Annotated in this window: 22 protein-coding genes and 1 tRNA gene; 11 read left to right on the top strand and 12 right to left on the bottom strand. The window is 67.0% G+C overall.

The window, feature by feature from the left end:
• A partial coding sequence (locus OKA11_RS21755) for a glycine zipper 2TM domain-containing protein (RefSeq protein WP_267224232.1) occupies positions 1-237 on the top strand: 237 nt, incomplete at its 5' end.
• A 326-nt stretch (positions 238-563) separates the two neighbouring features.
• Complete coding sequence (locus OKA11_RS21750; RefSeq protein ID WP_267224230.1) at positions 564-1,247, top strand: hypothetical protein; 684 nt, start codon at positions 564-566, stop codon at positions 1,245-1,247.
• 56 nt (positions 1,248-1,303) lie between these two features.
• On the opposite strand, the gene OKA11_RS21745 is transcribed toward OKA11_RS21750, so the two are convergent.
• Both OKA11_RS21745 and OKA11_RS21740 read right to left on the bottom strand, forming a co-directional pair.
• Complete coding sequence (locus tag OKA11_RS21745; RefSeq protein WP_267224228.1) at positions 1,304-2,797, bottom strand: succinylglutamate-semialdehyde dehydrogenase; 1,494 nt, start codon at positions 2,795-2,797, stop codon at positions 1,304-1,306.
• 62 nt (positions 2,798-2,859) lie between these two features.
• Positions 2,860-4,278, bottom strand: a complete 1,419-nt coding sequence (locus OKA11_RS21740; protein WP_267224226.1) for a protein adenylyltransferase SelO family protein — start codon at positions 4,276-4,278, stop codon at positions 2,860-2,862.
• 65 nt (positions 4,279-4,343) lie between these two features.
• Here OKA11_RS21740 and OKA11_RS21735 point away from each other — a divergent pair, with 65 nt between their 5' ends.
• From OKA11_RS21735 to OKA11_RS21715, 5 genes are all read left to right on the top strand, one after another.
• Positions 4,344-5,213 (top strand): alpha/beta fold hydrolase, encoded by an 870-nt coding sequence (locus tag OKA11_RS21735; RefSeq protein ID WP_267224224.1) that lies wholly within the window; start codon positions 4,344-4,346, stop codon positions 5,211-5,213.
• Positions 5,214-5,241: 28 nt separating this feature from the next.
• Complete coding sequence (locus OKA11_RS21730; protein WP_267224222.1) at positions 5,242-6,369, top strand: glycosyltransferase; 1,128 nt, start codon at positions 5,242-5,244, stop codon at positions 6,367-6,369.
• A gap of 139 nt (positions 6,370-6,508) precedes the next feature.
• Positions 6,509-7,318, top strand: a complete 810-nt coding sequence (locus OKA11_RS21725) for a tetratricopeptide repeat protein (protein WP_267224220.1) — start codon at positions 6,509-6,511, stop codon at positions 7,316-7,318.
• Positions 7,319-7,341: 23 nt separating this feature from the next.
• Complete coding sequence (locus tag OKA11_RS21720; RefSeq protein WP_267224218.1) at positions 7,342-8,679, top strand: outer membrane protein assembly factor BamB family protein; 1,338 nt, start codon at positions 7,342-7,344, stop codon at positions 8,677-8,679.
• Between the two features lie 112 nt (positions 8,680-8,791).
• Complete coding sequence (locus OKA11_RS21715; RefSeq protein ID WP_267224216.1) at positions 8,792-10,126, top strand: methyltransferase family protein; 1,335 nt, start codon at positions 8,792-8,794, stop codon at positions 10,124-10,126.
• A 72-nt stretch (positions 10,127-10,198) separates the two neighbouring features.
• On the opposite strand, the gene OKA11_RS21710 is transcribed toward OKA11_RS21715, so the two are convergent.
• The 3 genes from OKA11_RS21710 to OKA11_RS21700 all read right to left on the bottom strand — a co-directional run bounded on the left by OKA11_RS21710 (position 10,199) and on the right by OKA11_RS21700 (position 13,877).
• The gene (locus tag OKA11_RS21710) at positions 10,199-11,572 is read right to left on the bottom strand and encodes a glutamate--cysteine ligase (RefSeq protein ID WP_267224214.1); all 1,374 of its coding nucleotides are present in this window, start codon (positions 11,570-11,572) and stop codon (positions 10,199-10,201) included.
• A gap of 108 nt (positions 11,573-11,680) precedes the next feature.
• A complete protein-coding gene (locus OKA11_RS21705) occupies positions 11,681-12,424 on the bottom strand; it encodes a 16S rRNA (uracil(1498)-N(3))-methyltransferase (protein WP_267224211.1) in 744 nt (247 codons plus the stop codon).
• 34 nt (positions 12,425-12,458) lie between these two features.
• Positions 12,459-13,877 (bottom strand): M20/M25/M40 family metallo-hydrolase, encoded by a 1,419-nt coding sequence (locus OKA11_RS21700; protein ID WP_267224209.1) that lies wholly within the window; start codon positions 13,875-13,877, stop codon positions 12,459-12,461.
• Positions 13,878-13,972: 95 nt separating this feature from the next.
• Here OKA11_RS21700 and ubiA point away from each other — a divergent pair, with 95 nt between their 5' ends.
• Positions 13,973-14,923: a 4-hydroxybenzoate octaprenyltransferase gene (gene ubiA / locus OKA11_RS21695; RefSeq protein ID WP_379489446.1), complete on the top strand. Its 951-nt coding sequence runs from the start codon at positions 13,973-13,975 to the stop codon at positions 14,921-14,923.
• 31 nt (positions 14,924-14,954) lie between these two features.
• Here ubiA and OKA11_RS21690 read toward each other — a convergent pair whose 3' ends face one another.
• Positions 14,955-15,545, bottom strand: a complete 591-nt coding sequence (locus OKA11_RS21690) for a hypothetical protein (RefSeq protein WP_267224205.1) — start codon at positions 15,543-15,545, stop codon at positions 14,955-14,957.
• A gap of 255 nt (positions 15,546-15,800) precedes the next feature.
• Here OKA11_RS21690 and OKA11_RS21685 point away from each other — a divergent pair, with 255 nt between their 5' ends.
• Entirely contained in the window at positions 15,801-17,894 is a 2,094-nt protein-coding gene (locus tag OKA11_RS21685; protein WP_142635659.1) for a RelA/SpoT family protein, read from the top strand.
• A gap of 10 nt (positions 17,895-17,904) precedes the next feature.
• On the opposite strand, the gene OKA11_RS21680 is transcribed toward OKA11_RS21685, so the two are convergent.
• Together OKA11_RS21680 and OKA11_RS21675 are read right to left on the bottom strand one after the other, a co-directional pair.
• Positions 17,905-18,237, bottom strand: a complete 333-nt coding sequence (locus tag OKA11_RS21680) for a DUF1905 domain-containing protein (RefSeq protein ID WP_267224203.1) — start codon at positions 18,235-18,237, stop codon at positions 17,905-17,907.
• A complete protein-coding gene (locus OKA11_RS21675; protein WP_267224201.1) occupies positions 18,234-19,163 on the bottom strand; it encodes a peptidylprolyl isomerase in 930 nt (309 codons plus the stop codon). The genes OKA11_RS21680 and OKA11_RS21675 overlap by 4 nt, the downstream gene beginning before the upstream one ends.
• 75 nt (positions 19,164-19,238) lie before the next feature.
• On the opposite strand from OKA11_RS21675, the gene OKA11_RS21670 reads away from it, so the two are divergent.
• Together OKA11_RS21670 and OKA11_RS21665 are read left to right on the top strand one after the other, a co-directional pair.
• A tRNA-Ser gene (locus OKA11_RS21670) sits at positions 19,239-19,329 on the top strand.
• A gap of 151 nt (positions 19,330-19,480) precedes the next feature.
• Positions 19,481-20,821, top strand: a complete 1,341-nt coding sequence (locus OKA11_RS21665; RefSeq protein WP_267224199.1) for a tyrosine-type recombinase/integrase — start codon at positions 19,481-19,483, stop codon at positions 20,819-20,821.
• 4 nt (positions 20,822-20,825) lie between these two features.
• On the opposite strand, the gene OKA11_RS21660 is transcribed toward OKA11_RS21665, so the two are convergent.
• From OKA11_RS21660 to OKA11_RS21645, 4 genes are read right to left on the bottom strand one after another with little or no spacing between them, the layout of a single operon-like run.
• On the bottom strand, positions 20,826-21,014 hold the full coding sequence (locus OKA11_RS21660) for a helix-turn-helix transcriptional regulator (RefSeq protein WP_207077894.1): 189 nt from the start codon (positions 21,012-21,014) through the stop codon (positions 20,826-20,828).
• Positions 21,011-21,208, bottom strand: coding sequence for a hypothetical protein (locus tag OKA11_RS21655; protein ID WP_207077895.1), 198 nt, complete (start codon positions 21,206-21,208; stop codon positions 21,011-21,013). Before OKA11_RS21655 ends, OKA11_RS21660 begins: the two co-directional genes overlap by 4 nt.
• Before the next feature lie 2 nt (positions 21,209-21,210).
• Positions 21,211-21,456: a DUF2312 domain-containing protein gene (locus OKA11_RS21650; protein WP_267224196.1), complete on the bottom strand. Its 246-nt coding sequence runs from the start codon at positions 21,454-21,456 to the stop codon at positions 21,211-21,213.
• Between the two features lie 14 nt (positions 21,457-21,470).
• Positions 21,471-21,980, bottom strand: a complete 510-nt coding sequence (locus tag OKA11_RS21645; protein ID WP_242526027.1) for a hypothetical protein — start codon at positions 21,978-21,980, stop codon at positions 21,471-21,473.
• Between the last annotated feature and the right edge of the window lie 15 nt (positions 21,981-21,995).

The raw sequence follows: 21,995 nt of genomic DNA, 5'->3' as shown, positions 1-21,995 counted from the left end.
GGCTACCGCGGCGAGCCGGTCTACCGCGACACCCGCGTGTGGCGTGGTGACAACGGCCGCTACTACTGCCGTCGCCAGAACGGCACCACTGGTCTCCTGATCGGCGGTGCGGCAGGTGCCCTGCTGGGCCGCGAGGTCGACAACCGGGGTGACCGGACGCTAGGCACCGTGCTCGGCGCTGTAGGCGGCGCTCTGGTCGGCCGCGAGATCGACCGCGGCGGCTCGTCCTGCCGCTAAGCTAGCCTCATCTTGCAAGTACCGATTTCCCCCGTGCTGACGGCGAAGCGCGGGGGAAGTCCGCCTGTCTGCTTCGAGGGCCAGCTCTCGGAAAGCGGGTGGAGGGGGCGTCCGCGACCTGGTCGCGGGCGCCCTTTTTCGTGATCGGGTGGTGGTGAAGGGCGGCGCAATCTTCTCGGCCGGCTGTTTCCCGTTTTGGGACGCGGGCATGATCCGCACGCGCGCGCCCTTGCCATTCGCGCCCACCGGGGGAAGGCTTTTCCAGAGCCGGGCGCCAGGAGCCAGCGGGGACATGTTTCCCACGGCCAGGGCAGGAAAGGGGCACGATGAACAAGGCAACCTCAGGCATCGGGGTGATCATGCTTGCGACCACGCTCGTGCTGGGCGGCTGCAAGAAGGCTGAGCAGCCGGGCGCGGGCGCGACCGGGACGGCGCTGGGCGAGCAGATCGTGGTCGATCCCGAAGTGACGGGAGGCGTCGGGGAGGCCGGAAATGTCACGCTTTCCCCCGCCAGCCGTGCGCCGCAGGCGGTGGCCGCCGCGCGCAAGAGTGCGGCCGAACTGTCCGGCGGCCTCGCCGCGCTGCCCGATGCGATCAAGGGTAGCGCCGCCGAACTGGCCCAGGCCGCCGCTCAGGCCGCGCAGGCAAGCCCGGCGGCGCGTGCCGCAAGGACCGATTGCAGCGCCAAGGTGCAGTATTCCCGCGACTGGGCGAAGAAGCTGCCGGCAGAATTTCCGCTCTATCCGCAGGGCGCGGTGCAGGAAGCGGCTGGAATCGACGCCGAGGGTTGCAGGCTGCGCGTGGTCAGCTTCGGCACGGCAGTCCCGTCCGAGGATGTGATCGCCTTCTACAACACCTTGGCGCGCAAGGGCGGCTATTCGGCCGAGTACCGGCTCGATGGCAGCGACCGCGTGCTGGGCGGGCGCAAGCAGGGGCAGGCCTATGTGGTCTATGCCCGCAAGCAGGCGAACGGCGTGACCGAGGTGGATCTCGTCGTTTCCGGGAAATAAACCGTTCTGCGATCAGGTGGAATGACCTGATGCCCTGGGAACGGCTCTGGCCCGAACTATTTCAACCCAACCCCGATCACCGCGCGCGGCTGTTCCATCTCGCCCGAGGCGACCGGATAGGCGCAGTAGTCGGCGGCGTAGTAGCCGCTTGGCCGGTGGTTGCCGGAGAGGCCGATGCCGCCCATCGGCGCGGCATGGCTGGGGCCGGTGGTGGCGCGGTTCCAGTTGATGATTCCGGCGCGGGCATGGGCCCAGAAGCGGTTGTAGTCCTGCGGGGTGCCGCCGATCAGCGAGGCCGCAAGGCCGAAGCGGGTGTTGTTGGCCTCGGCTATTGCCTCGTCGAAATCGTCGACCCGGATAACCTGCAGGATCGGCCCGAACAGTTCGACGTCCGGGCGGTCCTTCAGCGCGGTGGTGTCGATGATCGCGGGGCTCAGGAAGGGCAGGCTTTCGTCGGGGCGGACCAGATGCTTGATCGCCTTCCCGCCGTTGCTGAGCAGGTAGAGGAAACTCTCGGCAAGACCGTCGGCGGCGGCATTGTCGATCACCGGGCCCATGAACGGGGCTGGCTCGTCGAACGGGGCGCCGACGATGATGCGGTCGGCCAGGGTCTTGATCTCGGCCATCATCGCATCGTGAAGCGAGGCCTTCACGATCAGCCGCCGGGCTGCCGTGCAGCGCTGGCCGGCACTGGCGAAGGCTGACTGCACCACCAGCGCGGCGGCGTCGGTGAGCTTGGGGGTGTCCCAGAGTACGATCGGGTTGTTGCCGCCCATTTCCAGCGCGACCATCTTGTCCGGACGGGTGGCAAGGCGCCGGTTGATCGAGATGCCGGTATTGGCCGAGCCGGTGAACAGCACACCGTCGATACCGTCGTTGGCGACGAGCGCCTGCCCTTCCAGCGGCCCGCCGATGGCAAGCTGCACGACGCCGGCGGGAATGCCGGCGCGGTGAAAGCAGCGCGCCAGCAGTTCGCCGGTCGCCGGGGCCTTCTCGCTCGGCTTGAACACCACCGCGTTGCCGGCGATGAGCGCGGGCACGATATGGGCATTGGGCAAGTGCGCCGGGAAATTGTAGGGGCCAAGCACCAGCAGTACGCCGTGCGGCTTGTGGCGCACTGCCATCGCGCCTTGCAGGGCGCTGTCGAGTTTGCGCTGGCTGGTGCGTTCGGCATAGGCGCGGATCGAGACTTCGACCTTGGCGACCACCGATTCGACCTCGCTGTGCGCCTCCCACAAGGGCTTGCCCACTTCGCGGGCGATCAGCACTGCCAGGTTTTCGGCTTCCTTGCGCACTTCATTGGCGAAGCGGCGCAGCAGTTCCATGCGGGTCGAGAGCGGCTGCGCCGCCCATTCGGGCCAGGCGCGGCGGGCACGATCAACCACTTCGTTGACGTCACACGGCTTGCCGCGCCACAGTTCGGCCCCGGTGGCAGGTTCGTACGACACGATCAGCGCCTCGTTTGCCGCAGGCGCGGCTATCCGATCGCTGGCAGCCCGGAGGGGCGGAAGAGGGGCCGGAGAGGCCTTGGTTGCGACTGCACCGTCCATTGCGGCAGTAGGTCCGTTATCGGCTGATGGGAGAGTCGGCACAGGCTATGGCACGGCTATCCCTAAGAGGAGCCTAACGAAACATGCCCGGCAGGCTTCGGCGCCGGGCCGAGCTGGCGGCCGAGTTCGCGGATTGCGGCCACTTTTTCGTGCAGCGCTGTCCAGTCGTCGCTGTCGTCGATGGCGGACCAGACGCGTTCGACTTCGTCGATCAGGGTGCTGGGCGGGCCGTCCTGCTGCCAGAACGGGTCGTCGGCAGCGGCGGCGGGGCGGCGCCCGGCAAGCAGCGCGTCGAAGGCCTCGTTGCCGCCGGGGCGTGCGCCGCGATGGCGGAAATAGAACATTTCCGGGGCCTCGCCGCTGGCCGCCATGGCTTTTTCGGCGGCCTGGATCAGTGCGACATCCGCTGCGTGATCCCCCTGTTCGACGCCGAGGCGCCAGCAGAACCGGCGTGCCATCGCCTGCTGGCAGAGCGGGGCGAAACGGTCGAGCGCGGCGACCAGCGGCGCGGTGTCGGCGAGCAGGCGCAGCGCCACGGCGAGCTGGCCGCAATCCCACAGCACCGCCTCGGGCTGGCGGCCGAAGGCGTAGAGGCCCGAATGGTCGAAATAAGCCGCGGTAAAGGCCGGGTCCCAGCGCGGCAACCAGCGCCAGGGGCCGTAATCGAAACTCTCGCCCGAGATGTTGATGTTGTCGCTGTTGAGCACGCCGTGGACAAACCCGGCGACCATCCAGGCCGCTGCGGTGTCGGCCATGCGTTCGACCACCTGGTGGAGCAGGACCACCGCAGGCTCGTCGCGGCCGGGAACGCCTTCGGGGGGCAGTGGGCCGGGGAAAGTGGCCAGGCAATAGTCGACCAGCGCGGCCATGTGCTCGGCATCGTCCAGTGCCAGCAGGCGCTGAAAGCTACCTATCCGCACGTGGCCATGGCTGAGACGCACCAGAGCCGCCGAACGCGTGGGAGAAGGCTCGTCGCCCCGCCAAAGCGCCTCGCCGGTCTCGACCACAGAAAAGGTCTTGCTGGTGTAGACGCCGAGGGCCTCCAGCATTTCGGTGGCGAGGATCTCGCGCACCGCGCCCTTCAGGGTCAGCCGCCCGTCGCCGTCGCGGCTGTAGGGCGTCTGGCCCGAGCCCTTGGTGCCGAGGTCCAGCACGCGCTCCTCGCCGTCGAGCATCTGCGCAAAGAGGAAGCCGCGACCGTCGCCGATATTGGGGTTGTACACCCGGAACTGGTGGCCGTGGTAGCGCAGCGCCAGCGGCTGCGGCAGGTTGCCGGGCAGCGGCTCGAAGCGTCCGAAATGGGACAGCCACTGCGCCTCGTCGAGCCCGTCGAGGCCCACTGTCCGGGCCCAGCGGTCGTTGCGGAAGCGCAGGATATGATTGGGAAATTGCGCGGCATCGACCGGACTGGCAAGCCAGCCGGCAATTGTCTCGATTCGGGGGGCAGCGCGGTAGGCACTCGCTTGCGGTTCGCTTCGCATGCGGCGATAGTGGCGATGGATGGCCCGTGGATCAAGCCGGGTGCAGGAGGACTCAGGCTTCGCTGATGACGGGTTATGAAGATCGGTTCTGGCAGAGCCGCGACGGGTTGAGGCTGCATTTTCGCGATTACCCCGCTCCGCAAGGGGCTGCGGGCGTGCCTGTGGTCTGCCTGCCGGGGCTTACCCGCAATGCCCGCGATTTCGAGCGTCTGGCCCCGCGCCTGGCGCAGAACCGCCGCGTGATCTGCCCCGACATGCGCGGGCGCGGGGACAGCGAATATGCCCGCGATTCGCAGAGCTACAACCCGGTGCAGTACGGCGAGGACCTGCTGGCGCTGCTGGAACAGGAAGGGATCGAGCGGTTTGCCGCCATCGGCACGTCGCTGGGCGGGTTGATGCTCATGGGGCTTGCCCTGATGATCCCCGAACGGCTGGCCGGTGCGGTGATCAACGATGTCGGCCCCTATCTCGAGCCGGAAGGGATGGAGCGGATCAAGGACTATGTCGGGCAGGGGCGCAGTTTCCCCACCTGGGTTCATGCCGCGCGCGGGATCGAGGACGCATTGGGCCACGCCTACCCCGGCCGTACGCTCGATTTCTGGATCGGCCTTGCCAAGCGGCTGATGATGCTTTCGGGCAATGGCCGCATGGTCTTCGACTATGACATGAAGATCGCCGAGCCGTTCAACGCCTACGATGTCGACACCCAGCCGGACCTCTGGCCCGCGTGGGAGGCATTGGGGGGCGACAATCGGCCGGTGCTGGTGCTGCGCGGCGAACTGTCCGACCTGCTTTCGGCGGCGACGCTGGACAAGATGCTGCGCCGCCAGCCCGGGGCCGAGGCGGTGACAGTGCCTGCTGCCGGCCATGCGCCGACGCTCGACGAACCCGAGGCGGTGGGGGCGATCACGGCCCTGCTGGCCCGTGTTGCCTGACGCGCCGGAACGGGAGACCCGGACGATCTTGCGCATCCTGCACCTCCATTCGAGCTTCGCGGCGGGCGGCAAGGAACTGCGCGCGGTGCGGCTGATGAACGCCTTCGGGCGCGTGGCCGCGCACGAGGTGGTGTCGGCGCAGCCGGGCGCGATGGGCGCGGCAGTCGTGATCGATCCGGCGCTCGACGTCGGTTTCCCGCAGGCCTTCCCCAGCCTGCAGGGCCGCCCCACGCCTGCACGGCTGTGGCAGCTGGCGCAGGCGATGCAGGGCCATGACCTCGTGCTGACCTACAACTGGGGCGCGATGGACGCGGTTCTGGCGCACCGGCTCTATGGCGGGCTGCTGCAATTGCCGCCGCTGGTCCATCACGAGGACGGCTTCAACGAGGACGAGGCGGACGGGCTCAAGACCGCGCGCAATCTCTATCGCCGGATCGCGCTGGCGCGCGCTTCGGCGCTGGTCGTGCCCTCGCGGCGGCTGGAGGGGATCGCGCGGGCGGCCTGGCATCAGCCGGCCCGGCGGCTGCATTTCATTCCCAACGGCATCGACTGCGGCGCCTTCATCGAGCGTCCCCGCCCGGACGTCCTGCCCGGCATCGTCAAAGGTGAGGGCGAGCGCTGGCTGGGCACGCTGGCCGGGCTGCGTCCGGTCAAGGACCTGCCGCGGCTGGTGCGGGCCTTCGCGCCGCTGCCGCAGCCCTGGAAGCTGGTGATTCTCGGCGAGGGGCCCGAACGCGGGGCGATTCTGGCCGAAGCCGAGCGACTAGGGCTGGCCGGGCGCGTCCACTTGCCGGGTTTCGTGGCCGATCCCTCGCATGCGGTGGGGCTGTTCGATCTTTTCGCGCTGTCCTCGAAAAGCGAGCAGTTTCCGATCTCGGTCGTCGAGGCGATGGCGGCGGGCTTGCCGGTGGCCGCGCCTGCGGTGGGCGATGTGCCGGACATGGTCGCGGCCGAGAACCGCCCTTACATCGTGGCGGGCGGCGATGAAGCGGGCCTTGCCGATGCCCTCGTCACGCTGGCGCAGGATCCGGCCCTGCGCGCCCGGATCGGCGCCGCCAACCGCGCGCGGGCCCAGGCCGAATACGAGGAAGCCGCCATGATCGCGGCCTACCGGCACGTCTACGGGCAGGCGATGGGGCGCGAAATCCCGTCATGACCTGGGCAAGAACGCCGTTCAGGCAGCCTTCACGCCCGGACGTTCACCCCCCATCATTCCCAGATCGTCGTTGAAAACCCGCCACCATTCGCTAAACAGCCCGGCAACCATTCAGACATCCGCAGAAAGCGCCCGCAAATTGGCCCTGCCTCCTTCCGATAGCACGACTTCCACTTCCGCTTCCGCTCAGCGCCACGCCGCCGAGCAGAACGTCTTCCTGCGCGAGGTCGACGACGCCCTGCGCAGCGACCAGATGGAAGGCTTTTTCAAGCGTTTCGGCCTGCCGCTGCTGGCGGCGGTACTGGTCGGCCTGGCCGCCTTTGCCGGCTGGCTGTTCTGGAAGCACCAGCAGGAGCAGGCCGTCGCGGCCAATTCCGAAGCCATGGTGCAGGCGATCGACGCGCTGAAGTCGCAGAATCTCGACGACGCGAAGAAGAAGCTCCAGCCGATCGCCGACAGCGGCTCGGACGGCAGCGCCACGTCGGCCAGGCTGCTGCTGGCGGGCATCGCGCTCCAGCAGAAGCAGCAGGGCGAGGCGCTCAAGCTCTATGCCCAGGTCGAGAACGACGCCAAGGCGCCGCAGCCGCTGCGTGACCTTGCCGCGATTCGCGGAGTCGCGGCCAATTTCGACGCGATGAAGCCCGCAGACGTGGTGGCCAAGCTCAAGCCTTATGCCGCGCCTGGCAATCCCTGGTTCGGTCCGGCCGGCGAACTTGTCGGCATGGCCTATATCAAGATGAACAAGACCGATCAGGCTGGACCGCTGTTCGCCGCGATCGCCAAGGACGATCAGGTCGAGGACGGGCTGCGCAGCCGTGCGCGCCAGCTGGCCGCGGTGCTGGGCGTCGATGCCGTCGACGATGTCGTCGACGAGAACGGCGAGCCGCTCGCCAAGGCCAAGATCGTGCAGCGGGCGGGCGAAGCCGCCCCCGCGCCTGCCGGAGAATGACAATGTCTGGTGAGAACAATCGCATGAAAACGCGCCGTCAACTCGGTGTCGCCTCGCTGGTCGCGCTGGCGCTGGTCGCCGGTCTTTCGGGCTGCAAGAGCGATGGCAAGGGCCGGGCCAAGACGCCGACGGTCGGTGAACGCACGCCGATCCTCTCGCGCATCGAGAGCGGTGCCAAGGTCGATCCCTCGCTCGATTCGGTGGCGGTGATCCTGCCGCCGGCCTCGGCCAACAGCGAATGGGCCCAGGGCGGTGGCAACGCCGGCAAGTCCTACGGCCACCTGGCGCTGGCCGACAGCCCCTCGCGCGTCTGGACCGCGCAGATCGCCGGTTCGACCACCCGCCAGCGCCTGGCCGCGGCGCCGGTCGTCAGCGGCGGCAAGCTCTTCGTGATGGATACCGATGGTGTCGTTCACGCCTTCGACGCACAGAGCGGCGCGCAGCTGTGGACCAAGAGCTTCGCGGTTTCGGGCAATGGCGCCAAGTCGGTGTTCGGCGGCGGCGTCAGTGTCGACGGCAGCAAGCTTTACGTGACCACCGGTGTCGGCGAAGTGGCCGCGCTCAATGCCGCGGATGGTAGCCAGATCTGGTCGAAGAAGCCGGGCGGCCCGCTGCGCGGTTCGCCGACGGTCGGTTTCAACGCCGTCTACGTCATGAGCCAGGACAACCAGATCTTCGCGCTCAACGATGCCGATGGCGCGGTGCTGTGGAACGAATCCGGCTCGCTCACGCAGTCGGGCGTGTTCGGCGTCGCCGCCCCGGCGGCAGGCCAGGGCACCGTGATCGCGGGCTATGCCTCGGGCGAACTGGTTGCCTACCGGTACGAGAACGGCCGCCAGCTGTGGTCGGACGCGCTTGCGCGCACCTCGATCGCCACCGAAGTGGGCAGCCTCACCGACGTCGACGCCGATCCGATCATCGATCGCGGCCGGGTCTACGCGCTGGGCCAGGGCGGCCGCATGGCCGCCTACGAACTGGTCACCGGCCAGCGCATCTGGGAACTCAACCTTGCCGGCATCTCGACGCCCGCGATCGTGGGTGACTGGCTGTTCACGCTGGACGACCACGCCGAGATCCTCGCGATCGCCCGGACCAGCGGCAAGGTTCGCTGGCTGACGCAGCTGTCGCGCTACCACAACGCGAAGAAGCGCAAGGGCCCGATCTTCTGGGTCGGCCCGGTGCTGGCCGGCAACAAGCTGTGGATCGGCAATTCGCGCGGCGAACTGGGCACGGTTGATCCGGGCACCGGGGTGTTCTCGAAGTATCTCGATCTCAAGGACCCGATCTCGCTGGCACCGGTCGTCGCCAACCAGACGCTCTATGTGCTCGACGATTCGGGCCTGATCAGCGCTTACCGCTGAGAGCCGGTTCGGACACGGGTCAAACGGCCGTCGGCACCTCCGGTGTCGGCGGCCTTTTGCGTATGGTGCGAGTTTTCTGGCCTTTTAACCAATCCGCGCTAGGCCTTGGGCGATGAACACCGCAGCTTCCAGACCGCCCAGCGACGTATCCGCGGGCGTCGGCCTTGTCGGCCTCGCGGCGCTGGCCGTCTGGCTCCTCGTCTGCCGCCAGTGGGCGGGCATCGCCGATGCCTTGTCGCTGCCCGGTCCCCACGCGCCGATGAGCGGGCCTTATGCGGCCGTGGCCACGCTGCTGTTCACCGGCACCGCGATGAGCCTGTGGTCGCTGCTGGTCGACAAGGTGCACCTTCGCCCCTCCACCGCGATCGACTGGAGCCGCAAGCGGCCGGTTGCCGAGACGGCGGATGTCTCGATCACCAAGCTGGCCGGGCTCTGGGCGACCTGGGCCCTGATCGCGGGCTATTACTGCATCGGCCGCTGGTACTGGGACGGAGCCTATCTTTTCGCGATGGAAGTGATCGGCGCGGCGGCGGTGCCGCTCCTGCTGCTCTCGATCCCTTATGTGTTCTGGCTGGACCGCTACCTGATCGAGCCGCGCGACGGCGCCTGGCACTTCGGGGCGATGCTGATCGGCCGCGAGGCCTGGGACGGGGAGCAGGTCAGGCGCCATGGCCGGGCCTGGGCGATCAAGGCGTTTTTCGGGGCGTTCATGATCTCGATCCTGCCCGGCGGCTTTGCGCAAGTGGTCAGTGCCGACTTTTCCGCCATGACCGGCAATCCGGTGCTGCTGGGATCGACGGTGATCGCGGCGCTGTTCCTGGTCGACGTGCAGATCGGCACGGTCGGCTACATCTTCACCTTCCGTCCGCTCGATGCGCATATCCGCAGCGGCAATCCGCTGCTGGCCGGCTGGCTGGCGGCCTTGCTGTGCTATCCGCCCTTCGTGTGGGGCATGATGGGGCGCTCGGACGTGCTGGGCTACGAGGTGAACACGCCGGGCTGGGCCTACTGGATGCAGGGGCATCCGGCGCTGCTCTGGGCATGGGCGGGGCTGCTGGTCACGCTGACCGCGCTTTATGCCTGGGCGACGTTCGCGTTCGGCCTGCGCTTTTCCAACCTCACCTATCGCGGCGTGGTGACCAACGGTCCCTACCGCTTCACCCGGCATCCGGCCTACTTGTCCAAGAACCTGTTCTGGTGGCTCTCGACGCTGCCGTTCCTGGTGACCAGCCATGCGCTGACGGACATGGTGCGCAACACCGTGCTGCTGGGACTGGTGAGCGCGATCTACTACTGGAGGGCGCGGACCGAGGAGGCGCACCTGCTGGCCGAAGACGCCAAGTACCGCGCCTATCACGCCTGGATGGAGCAGAACGCGCTGATCACCCGGACGCTTGCGAGGCTGGGCGAAAAGCTGCGGCCGCGGGTGCCACAGGCGGCGGAGTGAGCACTGACGCGCGCCCCTGTCTCCGGGGCATCCCGAGCGGGGAGGGGGCGCCTCACCCGCTCGCTGTCATCCTCAGAAGCTCTTCAGCGCGTAGATCTTCGACAGATCGCCGCCCCATTCGCCATTGTAGAGGTCGAGCAGGCGCTGCGCCGGGACCTTGCCGGAGGCGACGATCTCGGCCAGCGGTTCCAGATAGCCGGTCTCGTTGTCGCCGCCTGCATTGAGGCGCGCGCGCGCGGCGAGGCCCGAACGCGAGATGTTCAGCACTTCGCCGGCAATATCGCGCAGCGTGCCGCCGCCGGGCAAGGGCGCGTCCAGCGCCAGTTTCGGCACCGCATTGCGCAGCACTTCGCGGCCTTCCATGTCCCAGTCCTTGACCAGGTCCCACGCCGCGTCGAGCGCGGTCTGGTCATAGAGCAGGCCGACCCAGAACGCCGGCAGGGCGCATATGCGGCCCCACGGACCGCCGTCGGCGCCGCGCATCTCGAGGAAGGACTTGAGGCGCACTTCGGGGAAGGCGGTGGAAAGGTGGTCCTGCCAGTCCGAGAGGCGTGGCTTCTCGCCGGGGAGCACCGAAAGCTCACCCTTCAGGAAGTCGCGGAAGGACAGGCCGGCGGCGTCGATGTACTTGCCCTCGCGGAACACGAAGTACATCGGCACGTCGAGCATGTAGTCGACATAACGTTCGTAGCCGAAGCCATCCTCGAACACGAAGGGCAGCATGCCGGTGCGCGCGGGATCGGTGTCCGACCAGATGTGGCTGCGGTACGAGAGGAAGCCGTTGGGCTTGCCCTCGGTGAAGGGGGAGTTCGCGAACAGCGCGGTCGCCAGCGGTTGCAGGGCAAGGCTGGTGCGGAACTTCTTCACCATGTCCGCCTCGCTCGAATAGTCGAGGTTGACCTGGATGGTGCAGGTGCGCAGCATCATGTCGAGGCCCATCGTGCCCACGCGCGGCATGTGGCGCAGCATGATGTCGTAGCGGCCCTTGGGCATGATCGGCAATTCGGCGCGGGTCTTGTCGGGCCACATGCCGAGGCCGAGGAAGGCCTTGCCGATGTGATCGCCGATGGTCTTGACCTGGGCGAGGTGGCGGCCGGTTTCGGCGCAAGTCTGGTGCAGGGTTTCGAGCGGCGCCCCGGACAGTTCGAGTTGGCCTGCCGGTTCCAGGCTGACGGTGCCGTCGCTGCCCTTCATGGCAATGACGTTGTCCCCCTCGATGATCGGCTCCCAGCCGAACTGGGTCAGCGCGTTCAGCAGATCGCGGATGCCGCCCTGCTCGCCGTAGGAGGGGGCATGGTGATCCTGGGTGTCGTAAACGAATTTCTCGTGCTCGGTCCCGATCCGCCACGCCTCGCGCGGCTTTTCGCCCGCGGCCATCGGCGCGGCGAGTTGATCCAGGCTTTCGACGATCGGATCGTCGCGATCCGAAACCTCACGGGTGCTCATGGGCGCGGAGGTAGTGCGCCTTCGGGCCGGACGCTAGAACTTTTTGTACCGCTCGGTTTCTTTTGCGCGGGAGGCAAGGTTTTCGGGCGTTTTGAGCGGGATTGCAGCTCACCAGTCGCCGGCGATCGCCATCCACAACGCGCTCGCCCCGATGCTGGCGGTCTCGCCGCGCAGGATACGCGGGCCGAGCGTGATCGCGCGGGCCATCGGATGGGCGCGGACCATGGCGCGTTCCTCTTCGTCGAAGCCGCCTTCCGGCCCCACCAGCAGCGCTGCCGGGCCCTTGTGCGCGGCGAACTGCGCGGCGGCAGGGTCGCCGCCGGTCTCGTCGGCGAAGAACAGTGCGCGGTCTTCGGGCCAGTCGCGCAGCAGGGCTTCGAGTCTTTTCGGCTCGGCCACGTGCGGCAGGGCGGTTCGGGCGCACTGTTCGGCGGCTTCGGTGACGATGGTGAGCGCGCGCTCGGCATTGAGCTTGTCGGCCACGCAGCGGCGGGTGACCATCGGCTGGATCCTCGCCACGCCCAGTTCGGTGGCTTTTTCCAGTACCAGGTCGAAGTTCGGCTTTTTCAGCAGCGCGGCGCAGAGCCAGAAGTCGGGCACCGCCTCGCGCTCGCGCAGGCGGTCGCGCAATGTCAGCACGACGTCGCGCTTGCCCGCCAAGGTCACTTCGCCGGCCCATTCGCCGGTCTTGTCGTCGCACAGGATCACCGCGTCGCCGGGGGCGACGCGCATGACCTTGGCCAGATAGTGCGCCTGACCGCCCTCGATGGTGACGGTCTGGCCTTGGGCGAGCGGACCGCTCACGAAGAGGCGCGGCGCCGAACGCGGCGGCCAGGCGGGGGTGGCACCCATCTTGAACTTCGTTCCTTCCTTGGCCGGCGACGTGTTATTTCGCGAGCGACTTGAGCAGCGATTCCCACTGCTTGACGCCGGGATCAAGCGTCGCGAGCGGCAGACGCTCGTTCAAACCGTGGGAAAAGCTGTCCTCGGCCCGCATGAAGCTGGCGGAAACGCCGAAGGCGGGGATGCCCTTGGCGCGGAAATGCATCGAATCGGTGGCGCCCGCGCTCATGCCCGGCACGATGGCGAGACCCGGGGCGAGGCCCGGCGCGCGTTCATGAACGGCCTTTTCGACCGCGGCCAGCACATCAGGACGCAGCGGCGATTCGATGGATTCGAGCGTGCCGTTGTCCTTGAAGGCGATCTTGATCGCCGGGTCGCCGATCACCCCGGCCAGCGTCGCCTGCACCGAGGCGCGGGTCGTGCCCGGGAAGATGCGGCAATTGATGTTGGCCTCCACCGATTGCGGCAGCGCGTTCGGGGCATGGCCGCCCTTGATCATCGTCGGCACGCAGGTGGTGCGGATGACGCCGACATACTCGCGCCTGGCCGAGAGCGTCGCGGCGGCGGCGGCATCGCCCGGATCGGCGGCAAAAGCGCGCATGGCAGGCGCCACGTCGGCGGGGGCGACTTTGGCCGATCCTTCGAGGTAGGCCTTGGTCAGCGGGCTCAATTGTACCGGGAACTTGTAGGTCCAGATCTTGTCGGCCGCCGCGCCCATCGCCGCGATCGGGTTGGTGGCGCCGGGGCGGCTGGAATGGCCGCCGGGATCGGTGAGCGAGAGCGTGTAGTCGGCATAAGTCTTCTCGCCCGCCTGGATCGAGTAGACGAAGGGCTTGCCGCCGGTATCGAGTTCGCCGCCACCGGAATCACCGTTGAGCACCAGCGCGGCATTGGACAGCGCATCGGCCATGGCCTTGGTGGTGGCCATCCGGGTTTCCTCGTCGCCCGAGAAGCCGATGACGATGTCGCGCCCGGGCACCCAGCCGGCGCGCTTCAGTTCCATCACGGCGGCCACGATCATCGACAGGTCGCCCTTGTTGTCGCGCGCGCCGCGGCCGAAGACGTAGCCGTTCTCGATGATGGCCTTGAACGGATCGCGCTCCCAGTCGGAGGGCTTGGCCTCCACCACGTCCATATGGGCGATCACCACCAGGGGCTTGGCCTTGCGGTCGCGGCCGGGATAGCGGGCGGTGAAGTAGCCGGTCTCGCCCAGCGGCGTGAAGGTCACGTCGCCTTCGGCAAAGCCCGAGGCGACAAGGCGCGCCTTGAGGCTGGCAGCCAGCTTCGGCACTTGCCCGCGCCCGGCGACGGTGGGCGTCTCGATCGCTTCCTTGAGGATGGCGAGCGCTTCCTTGCCTGCCGGGGTGACCGGCACGTCATCGGCGGCGCATGCCGGCGCGGCGGCAAGCAGCAGGGCACTGGCGGCAAGTGCGGTGGAAACGGCGACCTTGGTTTTGCGCATCTTCGTTTGGTTCCCCTGGAAGCGACGAGGTGCCCTTGTTGCGCGTTCGCCTGCCGGGCGCAACGTCGCTCCGTGTGTAATTGTCACGTTCTTGCATGACAGCGCGGTGCTTATGGAGTAGCCCGCATCGCGTGAGCGACTCTCTTCTCGTCCCGGATACCGAACATCGCGGCCTTGTTTCAGCCCTGCCGCCGCTGCCGCGCGCCTTCGCGATGCTGGCGCGCTTCGACCGGCCGATCGGCTGGTGGCTGCTGTTCTGGCCTTGTGCCTGGGGCGTGCTGCTGGCGGGCGGGGAAGCCCGCTGGGGCCTGATCCTGTGGCTGCTGGCCGGCTCCATCGCGATGCGCGGTGCGGGCTGCGTCTATAACGACATCGTCGACGCCGATCTCGACCGCAAGGTTGCGCGCACGGCCCAGCGGCCGATCGCCAGCGGCATGGTCAGCCCCAGGGCGGCATGGGTCTGGCTGCTGGCGCTCTGCGCGGTGGGGCTGGTGGTGCTGGTGCAACTGCGCCCGATGGCGCAGCTGGTCTCGCTGGGCAGCGTGGCGCTGGTGGCGGCCTATCCCTTCATGAAGCGGATCACCTGGTGGCCGCAGGCCTGGCTCGGCATGGTCTTCACCTGGGGGGCGCTGGTCGGCTGGGTGGAGATCCGCAGCGATCATCTCGAAGTGCTGGCGGCGCTCTATGCCGGGGCGATCGCCTGGTGCATCGGTTATGACACGATCTATGCGATTCAGGATCGCGAGGACGACGCGCTGGTCGGCATCCGTTCTTCCGCCTTGCGCATGGGGACGCATGTGCGCGGCGGCGTGGCGGGGTTCTACACGATTGCCGTGGCGTTCTGGGCGCTGGCGTTCTGGATGCTGCGCCATGACTGGGTGGCGATGGTCGGGCTCGTGCCGGTGGCGCTGCATCTGGCGTTCCAGGTCGTTACGCTCGACACCGCGGACGGCGACAATGCGCTGGCCCGTTTCCGTTCCAACCGCGACCTTGGCCTGGTGATGGCACTGGCCTGCTGGGTGGTGGGGAACGCCGGAATCCTCTGAAAGCGGCGCTTCGGGGCAAAGTGCCCCTGTGTCAGCAGAAACGCATCGGTGCCGGTTCGAACGGCGGCGGCCGCAAGCTCATGTCGAAGCGTTCGTCGAGCGCTGCACAGACGGGATCGTGCCGCCGCTGGGTCGTTGCCACCAGGGTGGGGACATCGAGAATTTCGGACAGTTCCACCCCGCAGGCCCGCCGCTCGTTCCAGCGGACCTCGCCGCGCAGCGCCTGGCCGTCGGGCAGATAGACGCAGAGGCTTTCGCCGCGATGGGGCGCATTGCCGCGCATGACCAGGCACATGCCGTGCTCCGAGACATTGCGCACGAGGGTCAGCATGCCCTCGTGAAATTGCCCGGGCATGGCCCCGTGGAGCGATCGGCCGTCTTCGCCGCGCGCCACGGCCGGATGGCGTGCATGGAGGTCCGCCGCCGGATCGGGGGTGACGACGACGGTGGCGCGGATCAGTGTCCTCAGGCGTGGTTCGCGGGCCCGGCGCGGGGGCAGGGGCGGGGTTGGGGCTGGGAGCGGAGCCGGGGCGGCTTGCGGGAGCAGCGCGGCCTCGGCGATCTCCCGGTCGCTCATGCCCAGTATCGATGCGTAGATCGCCATGTCGAGATTGCTTCCCATGTCCGTGCGCCTCCCGCCTTGCGGGTACCGACCGCACCCGCCGAAGAACGGGGCGCTTTGCAAGGCCAGGACGATCCTGCCCGCACCGTCTTCCCGCGCATTTAAACGGGTTATGGAGAAACCCCCTGTGTAAACGATTGCGGCGTATCGGCCGCGCGCGGTCTCGTCCGGCGGGAGGGGCGTGCGTGCAAATATTGCACTTGCTGCCATGCCCTCTTGTCGCGCTGCGAAAAATCCTGACATGCTGGCCGGGAAATGCTGCGCCAATACGAACTCGTCGAACGCGTCAAGGAATACGCGCCCCAGGCTGATGAAGCCTTGCTCAACCGTGCTTACGTCTACACCGTACAGAAACACGGAACCCAGAAACGCGCCTCGGGCGACCCCTATTTCAGCCACCCGGTCGAAGTCGCGGGGCTGATGACCGAACTGAAGCTCGACCAGCAGACGATCATCACCGCGCTGCTCCACGATACCGTGGAAGACACGCTGGCGACGATCGAGGAGATCGAGAAGCTGTTCGGGCCCGATGTCGCCCGGCTGGTCGACGGCGTCACCAAGCTCTCCAAGATCGAGGTGATGACCGAGAACGAGCGTGCGGCCGAAAACCTGCGCAAGTTCCTGCTCGCGATGAGCGAGGACTTGCGCGTGCTGCTGGTCAAGCTGGCCGACCGCCTGCACAACATGCGTACCCTCCACTATATCAAGAAGGAGGACAAGCGCCGCCGGATCGCCCGCGAGACCATGGATATCTACGCGCCGCTGGCCGAGCGCGTGGGCATGTACGAATACATGCGCGAGATGCAGATGCTCGCCTTCGAGCAACTGGAGCCCGAAGGGTATGCCACGATCACCGGCCGCCTCGCCCAGATCCGCAGCCAGGAAGGCGGGCAGGTCGATGCGATCGCGCTGTCGATCAAGCAGGTGCTGGCCGAGGCCGGGCTCAACGTGGAGGTCTCGGGCCGCGAGAAGCACCCCTACTCGATCTGGCGCAAGATGGCCGAACGTCATGTGACCTTCGAGCAGATCACCGACATCATGGCCTTCCGCGTGCTCACCGACAATGTCGAGGAATGCTACAAGGCGCTCGGCGTGCTGCACACCGCCTGGCAGATGATCCCGGGGCGTTTCAAGGACTATATCTCGACGCCCAAGTCGAACGGCTACCAGTCGCTCCATACCGCGCTGATCTTCGAGCGTTCGATGCGCATGGAAGTGCAGATCCGCACGCGCGAGATGCACAGCACCAACGAATTCGGCCTCGCCGCGCACTGGGCCTACAAGCAGGGCGGTGCCCGCCCCGACGGGCAGGTGGGCTGGCTGCGCGACCTGATCGAGATCGTCGATGCCAGCCACGACGCCGAGGAACTGCTCGAGAACACCAAGATGGCGATCTACCAGGATCGCATCTTCGCCTTCACCCCCAAGGGCGCGCTGTTCCAGCTGCCCAAGGGCTCGACGGCGGTGGACTTTGCCTATGCCGTGCACACCAATCTCGGCAACGCGACGGTGGGCGTGAAGATCAACGGACGCCACATGCCGCTGCGCACGCGGCTGGCCAACGGCGACGTGGTGGAGATCATCAAGACCCCCAATTCCGAACCGCAGCTGTCCTGGCTGGGCTTTGTCGTCACCGGCAAGGCGCGGGCCTCGATCCGCCGCGCGGTGCGCGCCAAGGAGCGCGCCGAAGTCGCCGAGATCGGCGCCAAGCTGCTCGACGAGATCGCCGGGCGCCTGCCCGGCCGCATCGGCAAGAAGGCGATCGACGCGGCGATCCAGCGCCTCGACATGCGCGACGAGGAAGACTTCATGTTTGCGATCGGTTCAGCGCGGCTGACCGACCGGCAGGTGATGGAAGCGCTGGTCCCGGGCAGCACCGCCGATCTGGGCGACGAGCCGGAATGGACCCACACCGAACGCGCCATTTCGATCCGGGGGCTGACTCCGGGCATGGGCTTCGAGCTCGCCGATTGCTGTCACCCGGTTCCGGGCGACCGCATCGTCGGCCTGCGCCGTCCCGACCACAAGGTGGAAGTCCACACGATCGACTGTCTGACGCTGGCCAACGGCGTCGATGCCGACTGGCTCGACCTTTCGTGGGGCGAACGCACCACCGGTGCGGTCGGCCGCCTGCAACTGGTGCTCTACAACCGCCCGGGTACGCTGGCGGAAGTGACGCAGATCCTCGCCTCGAACCGGGCCAACGTCACCAACCTGCAGATGGTCCAGCGCGACGAGCCTTTCGGCACCTACGAGGTGGATCTCGAAGTGGGCGACCTTGCGCACCTTACCCGCATCGTCGGCGCCCTGCGCGCCAGCGAGGCCGTGGCCGAGGCCCAAAGACTCTGAGGAGCGAGCCTTAGTAGGAGAGGGCGACGGTGACTTCGTCGCCTTCGCCCACTCGCTCGGCCTTGCGCACGCTGGCCTTGACCGGCAGCAGCCAGCCGCCGTCGGACTTGCTGGGGAAGACCGAGGTGACAAAGGTGCTGTCGCCGATCCGCGCCTTGACCTTGAGCGAGCCGAACCCGCGCGAGACGCCCTCCAGCTTGCGCATCAGCGCGGTGCCGGACAGTGCCTCGCCCGCCTCGCCGCCGATGGTGAGGAAGTGCCAGGTGCCGCCGTTCGCCCCGCCGGTCCAGCGCCAGAGCGTGCCGGTGTAGGTCAGCTGCTCGCCGCCGATCTCGCCGCTCACATGACCTCCCGGATCGGCACCGGAACGTTGCAGACGTCCACGCCGCCGGCCGGCTGGATATAGAAATCGTCCTTCCGGTTGGCGCGCTTGTCGGCATAGGCGGCGAAGCTCTGGCTCTCGGTCGAGAGGTATTCGTAGCCGGGCAGGCCGGGCACTTCATTGCCCATGCGCACCGAGAGGATCGGCACACGCTCCTGCGCGGTCTTGTAGAAGCCCATGTCGCCAGTGCCGCGCGGCAGCGCGGAGAGGTGCTCCATGCCCGAGATCACCCGGCCCACGAGCGCGACATTGCGGTCGAGCTGGCGCGGCGCCTGCCCGTTGACGACGTAGAGCTCGGCGCCGGTGCCGGTATCGGGCGCCATGTTGCGGCCCACGCCGACCATGCCATAGCAGTGGATGGGCCACGATGCCTGTTCGTCGCCGGCGATCGGCCATCCTGCCGAGAAGCCATTGCGAGGGGCGTATGCATCGCCGCCGCCGCTTGCGTCTTTCGGCAGTCCCCTGGCAGGGGCGACGTATTCACTCTGCGGAACTGGCGCCAGGCCCTTGGGAAGCGGCTTGGCTTTCCCCGGCGTCTCGCCATCGGGATCGCCCCACTGGACGACGTAGTTGTCCTGAACGCGCACGACCGCGATGCCGTCGTACCAGCGTGCGGCGACCAGCTTGCGGATATTGCCCACCCAGCCTTGCGAGAAGGGCGCCGGCATCAGCTGGATCACCACCCGGCGCGTGTGTCCGGCGGCATCGGCGGCAAGGTCCATGATCAGCAGGTCGGACGGTGCGATTCTCTTCCACTCGGCGGCAGGGGCCTTGGCGACGATGTCGGCGGGCGTCTGCGGCGCAGCGGGGGGCGGGGCGGCCTCCGCTGCGGGAATGAAGGCGGTCAAACAGGCGGAAAGCACGGAGGCCAAAAGGATTTTGCGCATTCTTGTGTGATGGCATGCCACGAACGCTTGCGAAAGCCTTTCGCGCACGCTAGGGCGCGCGTCTCCAGTGCATGCGGAGCGGTGGCCGAGTGGTCGAAGGCGCTCGCCTGGAAAGTGAGTATACGTCAAAAGCGTATCGAGGGTTCGAATCCCTCCCGCTCCGCCATTTACCTTTCCTCATAACTTCGTAAGTGCCTGATTTCCGGGGCTTTCGTCGCGTCTGCGTGGCTCATGCGTCCGCAATTGTCCCTGTTTGTTCTCATGCATCGGCTCTGCCATATGGTTCGATCTATGGTATGCGATTCGGGGAATATGGTATGGGCACGCTGAGCGAGACCAAGGTTCGCGGAGCGAAAGCGACCGGGAAGGCTTACAAGCTGTCCGATGGCGAGCAGCTGTACATGCATGTTTCCGCTGTCGGCGGCCGGGTCTGGCGAATGAACTATCAGTTCGGCCGCAACGCTCAAGGCAAGCCTGCGCAAAAGACCCTGACGATCGGCATCTATCCGGCGATTTCGCTGAAGGATGCCCGTGCGGCCCGCGACGTTGCCAAGACGATGCTGGCGAAAGGGATCGAGCCGAAGCCTACAGACCTGTTCGAACGCGGCGCCGCGCCGGCTGACACACGGCCGACGTTCGAGGACGTTGGCAAGGCATGGCATGCGCTGCAGGCCAAGCAGTGGTCAAAGGTCCATACCAAGGACGTTCTCGAAAGCCTGGAGAATGACGTGTTCCCGGCTTTGGGGAAGACGCCGATCGCGGATATTGAGGCACCGGCCGTCCTCGCGCTGCTGGAAAAGATCGTCGATCGCGGCGCCGTGGAGACGGCGCACCGCGTGCGCCAGCGGATCAGCGGCATCTTCGTCTATGGTATCGCGAAGAACCTAGCGACGAAGGATCCTGCCGCGAGCCTTGCGGTGGCACTGCCCAAGAAGAAGAAGGCGAAGCGACAGCCGGCGATCACGGATCTCCACGCGCTGCGGCAGATGCTTGTCGACTGTGACGCGGAACGGTGCCGGGCACAGACGAAACTGGCGATGCGGTTCCTTGCCCTGACGGCGGTGCGGTCAAACGAGATTAATGGCGCGCGCTGGTACGAGTTCGAAGATCTGGATGGCGCGGAGCCGCTGTGGCGGATTCCGGCGCACCGGATGAAAGGGGATCTGGAAAGGAAGGAAGACGAGGAAGGCGATCATTTGGTGCCTCTCGCTCCACAGGCGGTCGATGTGCTGCGGGCGATGAAGCCGCTGACTGGCGATCTGGAACTTGTGTTCCCGTCCGACAGACATGCCCATCGGCAAATGAGCGAGAACACGCTTCGAGCCTTGCTGATTCGCGCCGGGTACTATCAGCGGCATGTGCCGCACGGCTTCCGATCCGCGTTTTCGACGATCATGAATGAGCGCTGTGAACGCGTCTGGCGCTCGGCCGGGCACAAGACGGCGTCGCCCGATCGGGCCATCATCGACCTGATGCTTGCCCATGTGCCGGAAAATGACGTTGAAGGCGCTTATAACCGCGCCGCTTACATGCCGCGCCGGCGGGAAATCGCGGAGGATTGGGCGAACATTTTGCTCGCGGACATGTGGCCGCCGGCAATCCATATCGGCCAGCCAATGCGGTTTGCTGCGACCGGGCCGGGGCGACCCGGTCGCTGATGGTTTATGCGGCGATGCCGCGCGTCCAAGCGTCGATTTCAGTCTCTACCCAGCGAGAGCATTTGTGGCCCAGCTTGCGCTGGGCCGGGAAATCGCCGGTCTTGATAAGGGCGTAAATGTGCGAGCGAGACAGGGACGTACGCGCCATGACCTCGCTGATTTTCAGCAGGCGCTCGGGCGCATGAATAGTCATCTGTTGTCTCCTTTGGCGGCTGCGAGAGCATGCGCGATGATGAACGGGATCGCAATAACGGCTGCGATCAGGAGCAGGGCGCGGGTGGCGCCCCGGATGGCGAGGTCGGTCCGGCCGGTGCGGCATTGGCGAGGCGTGCAGGCCCGGCAAGTGCAGCCGATGGGATGGACGGCGTTGGCGGTGCGGCGGGCCATGGTCAGTCCAGCCCCAGCGCGGTTTTGTAGGTGTCGGTGATCATCTCCATTTCGCGGCGGTGATCGGGCTGCATTTTGCGCATCTTGACGATGAGCTTCATGGCCGGGACGTCGAAACCAACCGCTTTCGCCTCGCTGTAGACGTCGCGGATATCGTCGCTGATGCCCTTCTTTTCTTCCTCAAGGCGTTCGACGCGCTCGATATACTGACGCAGGCGGTCTTCGGTGCTGGTGTTCGCTTCGGACACAGTGGTTTCCTTTCTCAAGCGGCGATCTGGTGGGCGCCGTGGGGCATGGTATCGGGGTGATGGGCTGCGGGCCGGGGCGTGAATTTCGTCCGGCGGCCGTGTTCGCAGAGGGTGCAGATTTCCGGATCGTGGGCGGACCACGTCACGGCGTTGTCGTGCCAGTCCAGCTGGTCGGTCCATTCGTCCCAACCGCAGGCAAGGCAGAGCCGGGGGTGCTGGTCCGGGCGATCATCGCAAAGCTGGCGATAGACCGTGATGTTCAGGCGGTAGGACCGCGACATGTCGAGCACGAAGAAGTGCTGCTTCACGCGGAAGCCCACGGTTTCCAAGGTGCGGAAGTTTCGTTCGACGTCTGCGCGGTGTTCCGCATGGTGCCAGTAGGGCCGGGCCGCGTCCGCAATCGAAAGGCCGGCGGCTTTCCGGCGCATGCGGACATAGTCCCACGGCAGAACGGAGGCGGTGAGGATCGAGCGCTGGGCCATGGGATCGTCCAGCATCGACGTAAGAGAGGGCACGCTACGCATGTTCTTCCTTTCGAT

This window comes from Novosphingobium clariflavum (genome assembly GCF_026420865.1).
In the GTDB taxonomy this organism is placed as follows: domain Bacteria; phylum Pseudomonadota; class Alphaproteobacteria; order Sphingomonadales; family Sphingomonadaceae; genus Novosphingobium; species Novosphingobium clariflavum.
Note: the sequence above shows the minus strand (reverse complement) of the source record. Positions and strands in the feature narration are given on the sequence as shown.